The sequence below is a fragment of the Flintibacter sp. genome (genome assembly GCF_046973065.1).
On sequence record NZ_JBKVXZ010000071.1, the window covers coordinates 1 to 15,411 of the forward strand.

The following is a 15,411-nucleotide window of genomic DNA, read 5'->3' on the forward strand; positions in this document are numbered from 1 at the left end:
TGCGACCCCTGCCTTTATCCTGCTTTTTCTTTCGTCCTCCGCAGAGCCCTCAAAAGCGGCTCAAATTTGCGGTGAAAGCTCTGGTGGGGCTTGGACTCCACCCAGCCCGGTCGTGGCGCACAAAGCGGCACACAGGGGCAAGCACGGGTCGGTCATGCGCTCTGCTCTTTGTCCGATGGAACGAACTCCACGCCGGACTTCTTCGCCTGTTGCTGCACTCGCTGTTGAGCTGCTGCCTGTTCCAGTGCAGACAACTGCCGCGCGTGATAGAGAGCGATCGCGTTTTGGATCGGCAGGATGGTGTACCGGAGACAGCCGTTGCGCTTGAGGCCGTCCCGGGTGATGACATCGGTGCGCTCCGTAGCGATGAGACCGTGTTCCACCAGTAGTCCTACATACTTGGCTACAGTGTTGACCGAGATCCCCAGCTTGTCCGCAATGGTCGGGTAGCTGACCACGCACTGCCAGGTTCGCCGATCCTCGATCCTCAGCAGGTAGGCGTAGATGGCCAGTTCATACACATGGAGCCCCAACTCGAACACCGCGTTAGGGAGCATGAAGAAATACTTCTTCACATCTCGCTTCTGATTTCCCATCATCCCTGTACTCCCTTCGTGTGCGCGGAGATCCATCTCCGCAGTTCCTCCTCGGGAACCACGATGCGCTTGCCGATGCGCAGAGAGGGGAAGTCCTCCTCCTGGACCAGTTCATAGGAGCTGGTATCTGAAATACCCAGTAGGTCGGAGAGTTGTTTCATGTTCAGCATCAGCGGCAGTTCGTCATAGCTTTTGTAGATCGATTTTTTCATTCAAGTACCTCCTCTTGTTTTCTTCTCTGCATAATTTTCACGGTCTTGTCTCCTTGACCTGCACCTCCTCTCTGACCGGCGCTTGGACAACTCTCTACTGCTCGGGCACGGACAAAGAAGATCCTGAGAAAAACAAAAACCGGGCACATGAGAACAACTCGACACTTGGCAGGAACCTACCTGCCTTGTTTCGTATGTTTCTCATGCGCCCGGCGATTCGGTGGAGACTTTTCATTCTACGCTGACTGGCTGCCAGCGCACCCCTTTGCTCGGTGCAGCATTTTGCGACTATTCAGATTGTGATTTCATTCTAACAGAACAGGTGTTCTGTGTCAATGCTTTTATAGAAAATTTGTTCTATTTATTTTGGTGCAGAGAATACAGGAAGCAAGACAACGGACTCGGCCGAGAGGACGAACCCGTTCAAAGCTGATGGCGCGGAATTCCGGTCATCGGCGTTTTCCTTGATTATGGCATAGCAACAAGACGGAAGGGCGGGACGGCACAGCCGTTCCGCCCTCCACCGATGCAGGGGTGATGTTTACTTGGTCAGGATCTCCACGAAGCGCATGGGGAGCCAGCAGTCCGGTGTCGGTGCCGGAGATCAGGCCCTCGCCCACGGCCCAGCGCATGGCTTCCACGGCGTAGCTGTTATGGAGGGCGCCTTTGACGGTACAGCATCAACACCGGTGGAGCAGTACGAAAACCTGCGGGAGACTTACGCCGACATTGCACGGATCTGTGACCCAGCGAAACTGCCGCAGTCGGAAGAGCCCCGGCCGATCCGGCTTCGGAGTTTGCTGGAGCTGCGGTTATTGGTGCTGGCACTCTACTTTGAGCAGGACAGTCAGAGGATTTGCCGGTATGACTGCTGGGGATATTTTATCCAGAAAACGAAAAAGGTCACCCGGTACTGTGACCGGGTTACCAATGGTCAGAGCTGAAACAGCGCGGCGCGAATCTGGCAAGGCTGGAGAAGACCTCAAAGGATGAAGCGCTTCTGATTTATAAAAAGCTGCGGGACAGGATGTATGCGCGCTTGCTCCACTGGCAGGATGCAGCACCCTTTGAGCGCTCTAACCTTCTACCGATAGACTATGGGCAGTACGACCAGTGGAACGAGAGCGCACGGCTGGCGAGAGAGGAGTATGTCCGGGGGAACCTGACCGCAGAGGAGTTCCTGCGGAAGATCGACACCATCCATGAGCTGATGAGCTACGAAGTGGACAAGATCAATCTACCTGATGAGCCAAGTATGTGGCAGCAGCTTGTTGCGCGGGATTTCAGATTTGATCCAGAACGATATTGCCCAATAGAACTGGCGAGACTGAATCTGAGCTGCCCTGATCCCCAGTGGCAAATACTGACCGCCGATAATCTGCGAAGGGAAGTGCAGAAGGGATACCAGAGTCTGAAAAAGAAATATGGGAAATGAAAAACACTCGGGGTCAGCTCAGAGAAGATCTGATTCCGAGTGTTTTTATTGATTTCAGCAGCGCAGAATATTAAGTAAGAGAATGAAAACCGTATAGAAATTTTATATAAAGCTTTCTATAACGTATATATCGGGACTACACATAGAAGGATAAGGTACAATAATTTTCGCAAATTGGAAAGTATACAAAAGGAGACATGGTTTGCAGTACTCTGGTAGAATGAAGTCGCGACACACCATTCTGAAAGGAGGCGGCAAACCATGTCCGAGAAGATTGTACAGCTGAACGAAGAAGTAATCAAGGGGCAGCTCAAGGAACTTGTACGCGGCAGCGTAGAGGAAACACTCAACGAGCTTCTGGAAGCCGAGGCGGAGAAGCTGACCCAAGCGGCCCGGTACGAGCGTAACGAGCAGCGCCAGGGCTACCGCAGCGGCCACTACAGCCGCAACCTCACTACGACTTCCGGAGACGTTACTCTCAAGGTGCCAAAACTCAAGGGGATCTCCTTCGAGACTGCTATTATTGAGCGGTATCGCCGCCGGGAGAGCAGTGTGGAGGAAGCCCTCATTGAGATGTATCTGGCCGGCGTATCTGTCCGGCGTGTGGAGGATATTACTGAGGCCCTCTGGGGCAGCAAGGTTTCTCCCTCCACCATCAGTGAGTTGAACAAGAAAGCATATGTCCACATTGAGGATTGGCGGAACCGTCCTTTGCAAGGTGGGCGATATCCGTATGTCTATGTGGATGGGATCTACCTACGCCGCAACTGGGGCGGAGAGTTTGAGAATGTGGCCATTCTGGTGGCGATTGCGGTCAATGAGGATGGTTATCGTGAGGTCCTGGGTGCCGCTGAGGGGATGAAAGAGGACAAGTCCAGCTGGGTCAATTTCTTCCAGTGGCTGCGTGGCCGTGGCCTGGACGGCGTAAAACTCATCGTTGGCGACAAGTGTCTTGGTATGCTGGAAGCCGTGGGAGAGGTGTATCCTGAGGCCAAATACCAGCGGTGTACTGTCCACTTCTACCGTAATGTGTTCTCCGTTACGCCTCGCTCAAAGGTGAAGCTGGTGGCCAAGATGCTCAAGGCGATCCACGCCCAGGAGAGCAAGAAAGCCGCCCGTGAAAAGGCCAAAGCTGTGGTAGAAGAACTGCGTGCTATGAAACTGAAGGAAGCCGCCAAGAAGGTGGAGGATGGCATTGAGGAAACGCTTACCTATTGCGATTTTCCCAGCGAACACTGGACTCGCATCCGTACCAATAACGTCATTGAACGGCTCAACCGGGAGATCCGCCGCCGCACTCGTGTAGTGGGCAGTTTCCCAGACGGCAACTCCGCCCTCATGCTGGTCTGCGCCCGGCTGCGCCATGTGGCCGGCACCCAGTGGGGCAACAAGAAGTACATGAACATGAAGCACCTGGAGGCAACTCTTGAGGACACCTCCATTGCTGGATGACTTCATTCACACCAGGGGCTGCAAACCAATTTGCGAAAAACTCTTGACACTACCCATAGAAGTACTTTTGGACACACAACGGCGGATGGGATTCCATTTTCCGCTGAGGATAACTTTGTTGGATACAAACGCTCCCCCTATAAGAGATAGTTTTACATTTACTGCCTCTTATAAGGGGAGCGTAGTATTTTGAACAAGCCGTCCAGTCGATTTATTTTGCCGCTATTCCGTGGCAGCCTATTTCAATATGGACTATGGAGCATCAGCCAAAACGGTCTTTGGGCAGATGGATGTCAGCGATTGGAATAGCCAAGCATAGAGGACAGTCGCCGGGTATGCTGGAGTAGAGACTGCGCGTACCGCATTTGCTCTTCTTCAGTCATGGAACGGCTGGAAAGACTGATGGCGCCCAGCGGTTTGCGGTTGTAGTTCATCAAAACGGTACCCAGACAAAATAGTCCCGGTTCATTCTCCTCGATATCCAGCGCATAGTTCCGCTCCCGAATCCGGGCAATGTCCTGCATCAGCTCATCTGCAGTACGGATGGTATTGGGGGTTAGGGGTTTGGCATCCATCATTTCCCACTTGCGCAGGATTTCTTCATTGGAATATGTACTCAAAATGGCCTTTCCGGCACTGGTGGAATAGAGAGGAGATCGTCCTCCCACACGGGTATAGATAGAAAATGGCGAGTTATTTCTGTCAAAACTTTCCAGACACAAAAGCTCGTTGTTGTCTTCTACGGAAAATTGGGCTACAACACCCAGTTCATTGGACAGTGTTTCCAGTTCACCTTTAACCAGATTGATATAGTCCAAATTTCGAACTGCGTGTACGCCGACTTCAAAGGCTTTCAGAGAGAGGGAATAATCACCGGTTTTAGCATCCCGGAGTAAATAGCCGTTATTACAAAGTGTGGTGGCAACTCGCAGCAGGGAGGCCTTGTTTAATCCCAACTCTCTATGCAGATTGTTCAGGCTTATGGATTCCTGCTTGGCCACGGTTTCCAGAACCAGAAACGCGCGGTCAATAGCTTGGACTGAGCTGTTGGAAGTTGAAGAAGTGGGCATAAAATAGAACCTCCTTTGTGGAATCTACAAATTGTTTTCTTACTTTTGCATTATATACACGAAAACCCTGCGCGTCAAATGAAAAAAAGCGTTCGAAAAGTGAAACGGGATATCTGGATGTTAAAATACACAATATAATTTTAAAAATGATGTATCATTTGTAGAAAAGTAAAATATGGTATTTACATTTGGGTTCAAAACTTGTATAGTAATCTTGCGTTTCAAAAAACGATATTTATATTTCAAAAATAATTTCGGTCGGGAGGAATCCTAAATGGCAAAGGCAATGGCAAACACAGAGTTATGCAAGGGCTGCCGGCTGTGTGTCGGAGTTTGTCCGAAAAATGCAATTATTCCGCTGGAAACCGTTAACAAGAAGGGCTATGAAATCATCCAGGTCGACGATGAACTGTGCATTGGCTGTGGGATGTGCTACAAGATTTGCCCGGATTATGTCTTCACGGTGGAGTGAGAAAGGAGAATTGACGTGAGTGAATCCTACAAGCTGTTGAAAGGAAATGAAGCTATCGCAGAAGCTGCGCTCCGTGCAGGGTGCCGCTTCTACGCCGGCTATCCCATTACCCCCCAAAGTGAGATCCTGGAGTATATGGCCGACAATATGGAAAAGCGCGGCGGCGTTTTTATCCAGGGCGAGAATGAAATTGCCAGCATGAGCATGCTTTACGGCGCAGCTGCCTGCGGTGCCCGGTGTATGTCTTCTTCTTCTGGTCCGGGTTTTGACCTCAAGCAGGAGGAGATTTCCTATCTGTCTGCGGCCGAACTGCCCGCTGTCATTGTCAATGCTATGCGCTATGGCCTGGGTGACGGCGAGATCACTGCCGGTCAGGATTCTTACTGGGTGTCTACCAGAGGCGGTGGTCATGGTGACAAGCGGCTGCTGGTTCTGGCGCCTGCCTCTGTACAGGAGTGTGCGGATCTGACCTACATGGCATTCGATCTGGCGGAGAAGTATCGCAATGTGGTCGAGATTCTCAGCGACGGCGCTATTTGCCAGATGATTGAAAAATGCTATTTGCCCGAATCCAAGGAACATGATATGGACAAGTTTGACTGGACCCTCACCGGCAAACCGCGGGATCAGAAGAAAAACAAGGCCTATAACGTCAGCTACTATGAGGGATACGAGAGTTACAATCAGCGTATGCGGAACAAGATCCGGACCATGTTTGAGGAGGAGCAGCGTTGGGAGAACTTCATGACTGAAGACGCTGAATTGGTGCTGGTTGCTTATGGAATCTCTTCCCGCGTATGCCGTTCTGCTGTTCGGCAGGCCCGGAAGGAAGGCCTGAAATTGGGCCTTATTCGTCCCATCACGGTGTGGCCTTATCCCCGTAAGGCATTTGCACAGCTTCCGGAGAGTGTGAAGGGCTTCGTTTCTGTGGAAATGAGCCTCACTTCTCAGATGGGCGAGGATATTTTGCTGGCTACCCGCAGTGAAAAACCGCTCTATGGTTATCTGACCAGTAAGGACCTGCCTACTGTCGAAGGGATTATTGACTACTGCAAGGAAATCCAAGCGGGCAACGTTCAGCCTATGGAGGTGCTATAAGATGCCTACTTACAAGAAACCGGAATCCATTATCAATACTGCCGGATACTGTGGCGGCTGCGGCCATGGGATTGTCCAGCGTCTGATCGCAGAAAGTATCGAGGAGTTAGGGCTCCAGGATCAGGTTATTGCCTGCGTGGATATCGCCTGCGCTTTCTGGTCTCAGGACGCTATGAACTTTGAATTTATTGCAGGGCCTCACGGACGTTGCGCTTCCGTTGCCACGGGTATCAAAAAAGTCCGCCCCAACAAGACCGTCTATGTACATGCGGGAGATGGTTGCTCCTATGTCATTGGACTGGATGAAACTGCCTATGCTGCCATCCGAGATGTGCCGATTACCATGATCGTGGTCAACAATGGAATCTTTGGTATGACTGGCGGCCAGATGAACCTGGCGACCACGCTGCTGGGTGACAAGACGCTTAGCAGTAAGACGGGGCGGAAGAAGGAGACCATGGGACAGCCTGTGGACATGCTGAAAGCATTTTCTGCTTTCGATGTGGAGTTCCTGGCCCGTGGCGCGATTTACGACCCCAAGCATATCGACCAGACCAAAAAGTTCATCAAGAGGGGTTTTGAGAATCAGCGGGATGGCAAGGGCTTTTCGTTGATCGAGGTTCTGTCTCCGTGTCCGACAAACTGGAAGCTGACTCCTGTACAGGCCAACGAAAAGATCAAGAATGAAAATGAGAAGATGTTCCCTGTGGGCGTCTATGTGGACCGTGGAGGTGCAAATAATGGCTGATATGATTTTGGCAGGCTTCGGCGGACAGGGAATTCTGACCGCAGGCAAGATCCTCATTGATGTAGCCGCACGGCAGGGAAAGGAAGTCAGCTGGACCTCTTCTTATGGCGCTGAGATGCGGGGCGGTACGGCCAGCTGCAGTGTGGTGATTTCCGATGAGGAGATCGGAAGCCCTTATCCTACAAAGCTGGATGTCTTGCTGGCGATGAACGAGCCTTCTTTCGACAAATTTATCGGCGATGTGCGAGACGGCGGCGTGGTCGTAGTCAACAGCTCTTTGATGGGGGAACGGGAGTATCCGAAGAACGTCAAGGTATTCGGTGTAGATGCCACCAATATTGCCAATGGCCTGAACAACGGACGGGCTGCTAATTTGGTGATGCTGGGCGCTATGATGCAAGCCACCGGTCTCATCGATCCGGAGACTTTTGGCGAGGGTCTGGATCAGTACTTCTCCAAGAAAGGCCGGAATATCCCGTCGAATTTGGAATGCTACCGTTCCGGCATGGAGACTGTAAGAGAACTGTGAGGAGGACAGGCCAAATGGGCAGAACCTTGCAAACAAAGCAGACCATTTTGGAACTTGCCTATATAGTCGGCGGCTGTGTTCTATATGCGCTATCCGTCGTGTGGTTTCTGGATCCGGTACACATTATCCCAGGCAGTGTCGCGGGAATTGCTGTAGTGACAAAGGCGCTGTTTGACATTCCGATTGGTGTTCTTAATCTGGTGATCAATGTGCCCTTGGTGCTGGTAGCTGTGTTCTTCTTGGGGAAAAAATTGCTGGTATATACGGCTTTGACAGTTCTTCTTAACTCCGTTTTGATGGACTGGTGGGCGCACCTGCCTCCTCTGACAGAAGATATGCTGCTTGCATCTGTGTTTGGCGGCGTTGTGATGGGTATTGGTTTGGGTATGATCCTGAAAGGCGGTGCTACTACTGGAGGAACCACGGTAGTAGGGCGTCTGGTGGTCCGGAAGTATCCGAATCTTCCGATTGGTACGATCCTGCTGATTGGGGACTTTGTAATCATCACTGTGGGCTCTATTTTGCTGCAGGACTGGGATCTGTTTCTGTACTCTGTGTTAGACCTGTATATATGTGTGATTGCCATTGACAAGGTGATGTACGGCTTCGACGTAAAGTCTGCCGCGGTACTTTATACACCAAAGGCAAAAGAATTGGCACAGACACTTCAAAACAGCTATCCCTGCCGGACAGAGATGCTGGAGGGCGGTCAGGGGCTGGTGTGCTATTGCAGGAAATCGCTTGTCAATAAGATCCAGCGGGAAGTGCAGTCCTGTGATCCGGAAGCAGTGTGTGCCTGCGTGAATCTGGATTATTCCTTTGGCAGCATCGACTGTCGGAGGTAAGGAAACACTCCTTTCGTAGCAGTTGGATAATTCTTTGCTTTATTTTTGCGCCGAATGTACCAGGGTGGATGTTCTCCACTCTGGTACACAATAAAAAACTTAGGAGGAACGCGATATGAAACTGGAAGAACTCAAAAGTGAACATGCTCCGAAGGCAATCGGTCCCTATTCCCATGGCAGGAAGTACGGCAACATGATCATCACTTCCGGCCAAATCCCGTTGGACCCTGATACGAATGAGATGGTGACTGAGATCAAGGCTGCTACCAGGACTGTACTGAACAATCTCCTTTCCATTGTGGAAGCAGGCGGCGGATGCAAAGAAAGCATCGCAAAAGTGGATGTGTTTGTCAAAACACTGGATGATTTTGCTGCTATCAACGAAGTCTATACGGAGTTTTTTGGAGAGCATCGTCCGGCCAGAGTGCTGGTTCAGGTCGGGGATCTGCCGGCCGGCGCCAAGCTGGAGGCTGCTATGACTGCATTTGTGTGCGACTGACGGGAATGGATAACATGTAAAACAGCGGGTATTCGTATCCGCGGAAAGAAAGGGGATAGCAATGAAACTGACAGACTATGAAAAGTCTATGCTGGATGGTGCACAGGGTGAAATGAGACAGCAGGCCATGCAGGCCCTGTGCGATCTGGCGGCGTTCTACGACGTGGAGGAATTCGTGGAAATTGTTGGATGCCACGATGACAGCACGGTTTACGCTGGTGAAGCCCAGGTTGCATTTGCGGAGCATTTGGCTGCTAAGGGGGCCAAGTTTGCTGTACCCACAACCACCAATGCCACTGCTTGCGACCTCAACCTTTGGGATCGGCAAAAGCACGATGTGGAGACCATGTCAGCCACACGCCGTATTGAAGCTGCGCATGTAAAAATGGGCGCTATTCCTACTTGGTCTTGCGCGCCCTATCATGTGGGCGTGGCGCCGTCTTTTGGCCAGCAGTTTGCCAGTGCGGAATCCAATGTGATTTGTTATTACAACTCGATCATTGGCGCCCGCACCAATCGCTATGCAGGTCCGCTGGAGCTGCTGTGCGGTATTGCCGGACGTGTTCCTTATTTCGGCCTGCACAGACCGGAAAATCGCTTTGCTGAGGGCCTGGTGAAACTGGGTTCTGATATTAAGCCGGAGTATTTTGGGGAAGAGGATATTTTTAATCTGATCTCTTATTCATACGGTTCTATCGTAGCAGACCGGGTCTGGGCATTGGAAGGAATGCCTACCAAGGGCGTTACCAACGAGATCCTCAAGCAGTTCAGCGCAACCGCCGCCTCTTCGGGAGGAATTGCGCTGTTTCATATGATTGGAGTCACACCTGAGGCGCAGACCAAGGAACAGGCTTTCGGCGGCAAGACCCCAAAAGAGGTGGTAGAGATCCATCTGTCTGATTTGGCGGAAGCGGAACGCCAGATCACCAATCCGGATGTGACGGATATTGATGCGATTGTTCTGGGCTGCCCTCACTGCTCGTACAATGAGTGTGCAAAGGTGGAAGAGCTGTTCCGGGGCCGTCGTGTCCATGACAATGTGCACTTCTGGCTGATTACACCCAGAAGTGTGGCTGATCGTCTGAAGGACAGCGGACTGTATGAGCGTTTGATTCGCCTGGGAGTTGAGATCTACAGTGATGGCTGCATTTTGGAGTATCGGAACAAGAATCTTGGAACGAAAACCATGATGTCCAACTCTGGCAAGTTTGACACGTATTGCTTCTCTATGCGGGGATTGCAGCCGGTATTTGGCAGCATGAAGGAATGCATTGAGTCCGCAGTGGCGGGCAAGGTCGTAAAGGAGGCGAAACCATGGAGAAAGTAACTGTCAAGTGTAAGACTGCGGTTTACGGCAATGTCCGGGCTGAACTGCTTTATGCCAACGAACCTATGAGTTTCTGGGGCACAGTGGATCCCCAGACCGGCACCATCCGGGACAATCGGCATTCCCTTTATCAAAAGAATATGGCCGGTAAGGTTTTGGCCTTTACAACACCAAAGGGCAGCAGTGGTACGGGCCTGATCATTCTGGAACAGATCCGGACTGGCTGTGCGCCTGCCGCTATCATCAATCTTCGTAGTGATCCGGTGGTTTTGACCGGTCCGATCATCGCCAAGCGGTTTTACAATGTGGATATCCCTGTGGTCAACCTCAGCGAGGAAGATTATGCCAAGCTGGAAGGGGCCAAGGAAGTGGAATTCCACGATGACCGGGATGAGATCGACATTTACTACGAGTGAGATGGAAAGCGGAAGATGGCAGTGATTTTCCAATAAGTTCTAAAAAACTTTTGAAGAATCCAGGGAGAAATAGATTGGGGAGAACATATGAAAAATATAAGCATCAATAAAGCCGCGTTTTGGCCGGCGTTGGCATGTTTGTGTGTTCTGGTGGGTGCCGGCGTTTTTGCGAAAGATGCTCTTGGTAGTATCCTGAACAGTATCCTCTATGGAATGGCAGATCGGGCCGGATGGTTCTTTGAGCTGTTTGCCATTGTATGTATCATCCTGACAATTGTTCTCGCGTTTTCAAAGTTTGGTAATATCAAAATCGGAGGTCCTGACGCAAAGCCGGACTTTAAAACGTGGAACTGGATTACCATGTCTTTGTGCGGCGGCATCGGCACGGGCCTGCTGTTCTGGGCAATGGGTGAACCCATTTATCACTTCATGACTCCTCCGGTGGCGGCAGGAGTGGAAGCGGGAAGCCGCGAAGCTGCGATTTTCTCAATTTCCCAGACGATGTGGAACTGGTCTATTCCTCAGTACTGCATGTACACGATTTGCGCTGTGGCCTTTGCACTGACGGCCTATAACCTCCGCAAACCGCTGGCCTACGGCCCGGTGCTGAAGTCTGCTCTTGGCCGAGATTCCAGCAAGCTGGAGACGTTGGTTCACGGACTGACGATTTTCACCATGTGCGGTGCTGTGGCATGCTCCATGGGCGTGGGCCTGATGCAGATCGGCGCCGGTGTGGAGTATCTGCTGGGATTGAAGACTGGTGTAGGTGTTTGGCTGGTGGTGGCGGTGATCATCACGGTGCTCTTCACGGTTTCCTGTGTTTCCGGTATTGGTAAAGGCCTGAAAAAGCTTTCTTCCTTCACAACGATTGTCTTCATTGGCATGCTGATCTTTGTGTGCATTTTTGGCCCCTCCACCTTTATGGCCAAGCTTGGCACGGAGTCCTTTGCACATTTGATGGATAATGCGTTTTCGCAGACGGCAATTCTGAATACGATGGCAGAAGGCGATACCTGGTATGCTGACTGGATCGTACAGTATTGGGCATCCTTTATCGTTTACGCGCCTATTCTGGGTATGTTCCTGAGCCGTATGGCAAAGGGCCGGACCATCCGCTCCTTTATTCTCGTCAATGTGTTGGCCCCTTCTTTATTCTGCATGGTGTGGATCGCTGCTTTTGGCGGCATTACTGTTGATCTGCAGAGCAGCGGAGCTTTTGATATTTGGACTGCTGTGAATACGACCGGTATGGAGTCTACAATTTTCTATATTCTGGACTCCTTCCCGTTAGGCAAGGTTTTGATTGCAGTGTTCCTGATTGCTATTTTTACGTCTTTTGCAACCATGGCCGATCCTGTTGCTGCTGCATTGGCGACCATCAGCACCCATGGCCTCAGTGTGGATGATGAGGCTCCCCGGCCGCTGAAGATCCTCTTTGGTATCATCATGGGTGTTGTTGCGTATCTGCTGGTGGCCTCCGGCGGCGTGAGCTCTGTAAAGGGCATGTGGGTCATCATTGGATTCCCGATTGCATTCATCATGATCGTAATTATTATCTCTGCATTCCGGAATGCTGGAAAGTGTTCTGCGAAGAAGGACTATATGCTGGCAGAGGATCCGGTGAAGTCCGAAAGATGAGATATGCTGTCCTTGGTGCGTGACCGGAAGATATATATTACGGCATGTCCAGACGCCGAATACAAATAGTTCCCAATGGTCGCGATGGTGGACAAGCATCCAGGCATACCTGCCTGGCGGACTGGGAGGGGGCCTGAGCGCCCCCTCCTTTTCTAAAAGTGAATTTTGATATTAAGGAGAATTTTTTATGACTCATCAACCTACGGCTGCCTGCTGCAATCCGGAGGAAAAGCCGCTCTCCGGCGTTCGCGTGCTGGATTTGACCCATGCATACAGCGGTCCGTTCTGCACGATGCATCTGGCTGATCAAGGAGCGGAAGTAATTAAGATCGAGGTACCCGGAAAAGGGGATCAGAGCCGGAATTGGGCACCGTTCAAGAATGGCTCCAGCGGCTATTTTGCCTATATCAATCGAAACAAATATGGTATCACGCTGGATCTGAAGTCCGAGAAAGGTCGTGAGCTGTTTAAAAAGCTGGTGGCCGAAGCGGACGTGGTATGCGAGAATTTTCGGGTAGGGACGATGGAGAGACTTGGTCTCGGCTATGAGGTCCTCAAGGAAATCAATCCGGGTCTCATTTATGCATCTATTTCCGGGTTTGGACTGGAAGGCCCGCTGGCTCAGCGTCCTTGCTATGACATTATTGCCCAGGCCATGGGTGGCATGATGAGCATGACCGGCTTTGGCGACCAGCAGACGAAGGTCGGCCCTGCGATTGCCGACAACTATTCCGGTACATATCTGGCGCTGGGCATCGCCATGGCGCTATACCAGCGCAGTAAAACCGGAATGGGGCGGCGGCTGGATGTATCTATGGTGGATACGATTTTTTCTATTCTGGAGGCAGGAGCGGTAGAATATACGATTAACGGCCACATTTCCGGGCCGGAGGGAAATAGAGATCCTGGAATCTCCCCCTTCGATTCCTTTCATGCGAAGGATGGCAGCTTTGTCATGGCCTGCGGAACTGATGGATTTTGGAAATCGCTCTGCGGCCTGATGAAGCGATTGGATCTTGTAGATGATCCGCGCTTTGTTACCAATGCAAAGCGGTGCGAGAATTATCTCAGCGAGTTGAAGAGTATTATTTCTGCGTGGGCCGTCAACTACACGGTGGATGAGATGGAGGAGATGCTTGTTGGAGCAGGGATTCCCTTCGGTCGAATTCTAACGATGGACCAGGTCTGTGCGCAAGACGTACTGCGCGACCGCAATATGCTTTGGACCGTAAAGGACACCGGAATCGGAGAGGAAATTGAGATCCCGGGATCTCCCATCAAGATGCATGGCTGCGCAGATATGGCTATGCGGTCTGCGCCTGTTGTTGGTGAGCATACGGACAGTATTTTGCGGGATGTGCTGGGGATGGATGATGCGCAGATCACTCAGCTCCATAACGACCATGTCGTTTGATCCGTTCCGTGGGGTAGTGTTCCGGACTACAAGGCAGATCGGACTGGGACCATAATCCCTGAGGTGACGTAGGATGTCGTGTCACCGCCTGTTTTGCTGTGTTCACTGAAAAAATCGCCCGGACAGAAGACTCTGAAAAAGCCGAGAACCGTTGCGCCGCAACGGTTCGCGGTTTTTTGTTTTTCTCAGGTTGCACTTATGCAAAATCGATGAAAAAGCTTTACTGCAGTGTATTCCTGTTTAGATTCCGAAAATTCTGACTGGTAAGATGGATTTAACTAAGCTGTAATCGTCAAATGGTACCTATAAGAATATCCCTTCCCGGATTTTTAGATATTTCAATGCATATTATTGTAGATGGTGAGAGCAATATAGTTTAAAAGCGCAATTATTCTTTGTTTCAGCAACGCATTTCTTGCGTGGGGGTGTGGTATCCAAGACTTTTTCAGAGACATATCAAATTTAAATAAAGGACTTCTTTTATGATTCGTCTTGTGGTATATTTGATATAAAGAAGAGCCCTACAAGGACGCCTTCCAAAGATGATTGAGGAGTAGATATGCAGATTTGTTTTAGGAACTCAGGAGGGTGATGTCGTGTTGAACCTATTTGTTCTGGATGCAGAAGGAGACAAGGTTCCTGTATATGTTTCTGCAGCTACGCCCGATGATCTGCGTGCTACGGCCAAATGGCAGACACAGTGGACCAGTAAAGCTGCTCTGGAGATGCCCAATAAAGTTGCGCTTCGCCGCACTGGCACCAACGAGCTGCTTGGGCTGATGGCGTATATTGTTGACGGCAGAAGTCTTGCTGTCGAGATCGTCTATGTTGAAAGTGTGGACCACAGCAACACAAATCTTCTCCGTGTAGAGGGAAGACCGAAAAAATATATTGGAATTGCGAAAGCCCCCCCTTGCCTATGCAGTATCTGTTTCGATTGAAAATGGATATGACGGGGTTTTGGTATTCAAGGCAAAGACGAGTGAATTGGTGGCATACTACATCTGTGAATTCGGCGCAAGCCATGCCGGGTCCTATGGTCCATTCCGGCTGGTCATTTGGGAGGATGCCGCACAGTTATTGATCAAAGACTTTGAAGGGAGCGACTGATATGGAACATGAGCGCATGGCTGAACTGGAAAAAATGGAGGTCCATGGTGCGGAAAATGGCTGGGTCGCACCGATGACAGAGGAAGACCGGGAGTTTTTTGCGCACTTCCGTTCTGTGTTCAAACGGTATAATATTTCACCCTCAAAAGCGACAAGGTTGGAGTATGACTTCGTGACAAAGGTTGCGGAGAGTGAGTTTTACCTGCAACGGGTGAATGCGTGAGTTGTGGATTGACCACAGAACCAGCCACAGACGGTGGTGGAATGTATGGAACCAGTACGGAAAAATAGTGACAAAAAGCATATTGATTCAAGAGAAAAACACTAAAAACGAACGAAAAAGATTAGAAAAAATATCAAATCGGCGTTGGTAAGGATGAGGTCGGCGGTTCGAATCCGCCCAGCAGCTCCAGAAAATCCCCGAAATCATGCGATTTCGGGGATTTTTCTTACTTTTTCGGCCGAAACGGTGTGGGTCAAAATTTGGGTCAACCCCCTGACCCACAATTTTAACCACACCTAGAAAAAACAATACCCCATAAATTGGACA

General features: G+C 50.7%; 19 protein-coding genes. 15 read left to right on the top strand and 4 right to left on the bottom strand.

Annotated elements, in window-relative coordinates; all coding sequences use genetic code 11:
- Nucleotides 1-152: 152 nt before the first annotated feature.
- Nucleotides 153-599: a helix-turn-helix domain-containing protein gene (locus tag ACLTXB_RS17065; protein WP_428227791.1), complete on the bottom strand. Its 447-nt coding sequence runs from the start codon at nucleotides 597-599 to the stop codon at nucleotides 153-155.
- Entirely contained in the window at nucleotides 596-808 is a 213-nt protein-coding gene (locus ACLTXB_RS17070; RefSeq protein WP_412259968.1) for a helix-turn-helix transcriptional regulator, read from the bottom strand. Before ACLTXB_RS17070 ends, ACLTXB_RS17065 begins: the two co-directional genes overlap by 4 nt.
- Before the next feature lie 545 nt (nucleotides 809-1,353).
- On the opposite strand from ACLTXB_RS17070, the gene ACLTXB_RS17075 reads away from it, so the two are divergent.
- The 3 genes from ACLTXB_RS17075 (at nucleotide 1,354) to ACLTXB_RS17085 (ending at nucleotide 3,695) form a co-directional block, all read left to right on the top strand.
- Nucleotides 1,354-1,752 carry a hypothetical protein gene (locus tag ACLTXB_RS17075; protein WP_412259970.1) on the top strand — a complete coding sequence of 133 codons (399 nt, stop codon included), beginning with the start codon at nucleotides 1,354-1,356 and terminating at the stop codon, nucleotides 1,750-1,752.
- Between the two features lie 83 nt (nucleotides 1,753-1,835).
- The gene (locus ACLTXB_RS17080) at nucleotides 1,836-2,243 is read left to right on the top strand and encodes a hypothetical protein (protein WP_428227792.1); all 408 of its coding nucleotides are present in this window, start codon (nucleotides 1,836-1,838) and stop codon (nucleotides 2,241-2,243) included.
- A gap of 261 nt (nucleotides 2,244-2,504) precedes the next feature.
- Nucleotides 2,505-3,695: an IS256 family transposase gene (locus tag ACLTXB_RS17085; RefSeq protein WP_428227793.1), complete on the top strand. Its 1,191-nt coding sequence runs from the start codon at nucleotides 2,505-2,507 to the stop codon at nucleotides 3,693-3,695.
- Nucleotides 3,696-3,988: 293 nt separating this feature from the next.
- Here ACLTXB_RS17085 and ACLTXB_RS17090 read toward each other — a convergent pair whose 3' ends face one another.
- Complete coding sequence (locus ACLTXB_RS17090; protein WP_412259974.1) at nucleotides 3,989-4,765, bottom strand: IclR family transcriptional regulator; 777 nt, start codon at nucleotides 4,763-4,765, stop codon at nucleotides 3,989-3,991.
- Nucleotides 4,766-5,039: 274 nt separating this feature from the next.
- Here ACLTXB_RS17090 and ACLTXB_RS17095 point away from each other — a divergent pair, with 274 nt between their 5' ends.
- The 12 genes from ACLTXB_RS17095 to ACLTXB_RS17150 all read left to right on the top strand — a co-directional run bounded on the left by ACLTXB_RS17095 (nucleotide 5,040) and on the right by ACLTXB_RS17150 (nucleotide 15,084).
- Nucleotides 5,040-5,237: a 4Fe-4S binding protein gene (locus ACLTXB_RS17095; RefSeq protein ID WP_412259976.1), complete on the top strand. Its 198-nt coding sequence runs from the start codon at nucleotides 5,040-5,042 to the stop codon at nucleotides 5,235-5,237.
- Between the two features lie 15 nt (nucleotides 5,238-5,252).
- Entirely contained in the window at nucleotides 5,253-6,335 is a 1,083-nt protein-coding gene (vorB, locus tag ACLTXB_RS17100) for a 3-methyl-2-oxobutanoate dehydrogenase subunit VorB (protein ID WP_412259978.1), read from the top strand.
- A gap of 1 nt (nucleotide 6,336) precedes the next feature.
- On the top strand, nucleotides 6,337-7,083 hold the full coding sequence (locus tag ACLTXB_RS17105; protein ID WP_412259980.1) for a thiamine pyrophosphate-dependent enzyme: 747 nt from the start codon (nucleotides 6,337-6,339) through the stop codon (nucleotides 7,081-7,083).
- Nucleotides 7,076-7,612, top strand: a complete 537-nt coding sequence (locus ACLTXB_RS17110) for a 2-oxoacid:acceptor oxidoreductase family protein (RefSeq protein ID WP_412259982.1) — start codon at nucleotides 7,076-7,078, stop codon at nucleotides 7,610-7,612. The genes ACLTXB_RS17105 and ACLTXB_RS17110 overlap by 8 nt, the downstream gene beginning before the upstream one ends.
- Before the next feature lie 14 nt (nucleotides 7,613-7,626).
- Complete coding sequence (locus ACLTXB_RS17115; protein WP_412259984.1) at nucleotides 7,627-8,457, top strand: YitT family protein; 831 nt, start codon at nucleotides 7,627-7,629, stop codon at nucleotides 8,455-8,457.
- A gap of 115 nt (nucleotides 8,458-8,572) precedes the next feature.
- Nucleotides 8,573-8,956 (top strand): Rid family detoxifying hydrolase, encoded by a 384-nt coding sequence (locus tag ACLTXB_RS17120; protein ID WP_412259986.1) that lies wholly within the window; start codon nucleotides 8,573-8,575, stop codon nucleotides 8,954-8,956.
- Nucleotides 8,957-9,017: 61 nt separating this feature from the next.
- The gene (locus ACLTXB_RS17125) at nucleotides 9,018-10,283 is read left to right on the top strand and encodes an aconitase X (protein WP_412259988.1); all 1,266 of its coding nucleotides are present in this window, start codon (nucleotides 9,018-9,020) and stop codon (nucleotides 10,281-10,283) included.
- Nucleotides 10,271-10,699: an aconitase X swivel domain-containing protein gene (locus ACLTXB_RS17130; RefSeq protein ID WP_412259990.1), complete on the top strand. Its 429-nt coding sequence runs from the start codon at nucleotides 10,271-10,273 to the stop codon at nucleotides 10,697-10,699. The genes ACLTXB_RS17125 and ACLTXB_RS17130 overlap by 13 nt, the downstream gene beginning before the upstream one ends.
- An 87-nt stretch (nucleotides 10,700-10,786) precedes the next feature.
- Nucleotides 10,787-12,337 (top strand): BCCT family transporter, encoded by a 1,551-nt coding sequence (locus ACLTXB_RS17135; protein WP_412259992.1) that lies wholly within the window; start codon nucleotides 10,787-10,789, stop codon nucleotides 12,335-12,337.
- Nucleotides 12,338-12,524: 187 nt separating this feature from the next.
- Nucleotides 12,525-13,751 (top strand): CaiB/BaiF CoA transferase family protein, encoded by a 1,227-nt coding sequence (locus ACLTXB_RS17140; RefSeq protein ID WP_412259994.1) that lies wholly within the window; start codon nucleotides 12,525-12,527, stop codon nucleotides 13,749-13,751.
- A 596-nt stretch (nucleotides 13,752-14,347) separates the two neighbouring features.
- Nucleotides 14,348-14,692, top strand: coding sequence for a hypothetical protein (locus ACLTXB_RS17145; protein WP_412259996.1), 345 nt, complete (start codon nucleotides 14,348-14,350; stop codon nucleotides 14,690-14,692).
- Between the two features lie 170 nt (nucleotides 14,693-14,862).
- Nucleotides 14,863-15,084, top strand: coding sequence for a hypothetical protein (locus tag ACLTXB_RS17150; protein ID WP_412259997.1), 222 nt, complete (start codon nucleotides 14,863-14,865; stop codon nucleotides 15,082-15,084).
- An 87-nt stretch (nucleotides 15,085-15,171) separates the two neighbouring features.
- Here ACLTXB_RS17150 and ACLTXB_RS17155 read toward each other — a convergent pair.
- Nucleotides 15,172-15,411, bottom strand: a 240-nt coding sequence (locus ACLTXB_RS17155; protein WP_428227794.1) for a hypothetical protein, incomplete at its 5' end; no start/stop codon positions are given.

What these genes read in the sequence shown, in the direction of transcription:
- ACLTXB_RS17065 (WP_428227791.1), bottom strand. Translation starts at nt 599, where the DNA reads ATGATGGGAAATCAGAAGCGAGATGTGAAGAAGTATTTCTTCATGCTC.
- ACLTXB_RS17070 (WP_412259968.1), bottom strand. Translation starts at nt 808, where the DNA reads ATGAAAAAATCGATCTACAAAAGCTATGACGAACTGCCGCTGATGCTG.
- ACLTXB_RS17080 (WP_428227792.1), top strand. Translation starts at nt 1,836, where the DNA reads ATGTATGCGCGCTTGCTCCACTGGCAGGATGCAGCACCCTTTGAGCGC.
- ACLTXB_RS17085 (WP_428227793.1), top strand. Translation starts at nt 2,505, where the DNA reads ATGTCCGAGAAGATTGTACAGCTGAACGAAGAAGTAATCAAGGGGCAG.
- ACLTXB_RS17090 (WP_412259974.1), bottom strand. Translation starts at nt 4,765, where the DNA reads ATGCCCACTTCTTCAACTTCCAACAGCTCAGTCCAAGCTATTGACCGC.
- ACLTXB_RS17095 (WP_412259976.1), top strand. Translation starts at nt 5,040, where the DNA reads ATGGCAAAGGCAATGGCAAACACAGAGTTATGCAAGGGCTGCCGGCTG.
- ACLTXB_RS17105 (WP_412259980.1), top strand. Translation starts at nt 6,337, where the DNA reads ATGCCTACTTACAAGAAACCGGAATCCATTATCAATACTGCCGGATAC.
- ACLTXB_RS17110 (WP_412259982.1), top strand. Translation starts at nt 7,076, where the DNA reads ATGGCTGATATGATTTTGGCAGGCTTCGGCGGACAGGGAATTCTGACC.
- ACLTXB_RS17115 (WP_412259984.1), top strand. Translation starts at nt 7,627, where the DNA reads ATGGGCAGAACCTTGCAAACAAAGCAGACCATTTTGGAACTTGCCTAT.
- ACLTXB_RS17120 (WP_412259986.1), top strand. Translation starts at nt 8,573, where the DNA reads ATGAAACTGGAAGAACTCAAAAGTGAACATGCTCCGAAGGCAATCGGT.
- ACLTXB_RS17125 (WP_412259988.1), top strand. Translation starts at nt 9,018, where the DNA reads ATGAAACTGACAGACTATGAAAAGTCTATGCTGGATGGTGCACAGGGT.
- ACLTXB_RS17130 (WP_412259990.1), top strand. Translation starts at nt 10,271, where the DNA reads ATGGAGAAAGTAACTGTCAAGTGTAAGACTGCGGTTTACGGCAATGTC.
- ACLTXB_RS17135 (WP_412259992.1), top strand. Translation starts at nt 10,787, where the DNA reads ATGAAAAATATAAGCATCAATAAAGCCGCGTTTTGGCCGGCGTTGGCA.
- ACLTXB_RS17140 (WP_412259994.1), top strand. Translation starts at nt 12,525, where the DNA reads ATGACTCATCAACCTACGGCTGCCTGCTGCAATCCGGAGGAAAAGCCG.
- ACLTXB_RS17150 (WP_412259997.1), top strand. Translation starts at nt 14,863, where the DNA reads ATGGAACATGAGCGCATGGCTGAACTGGAAAAAATGGAGGTCCATGGT.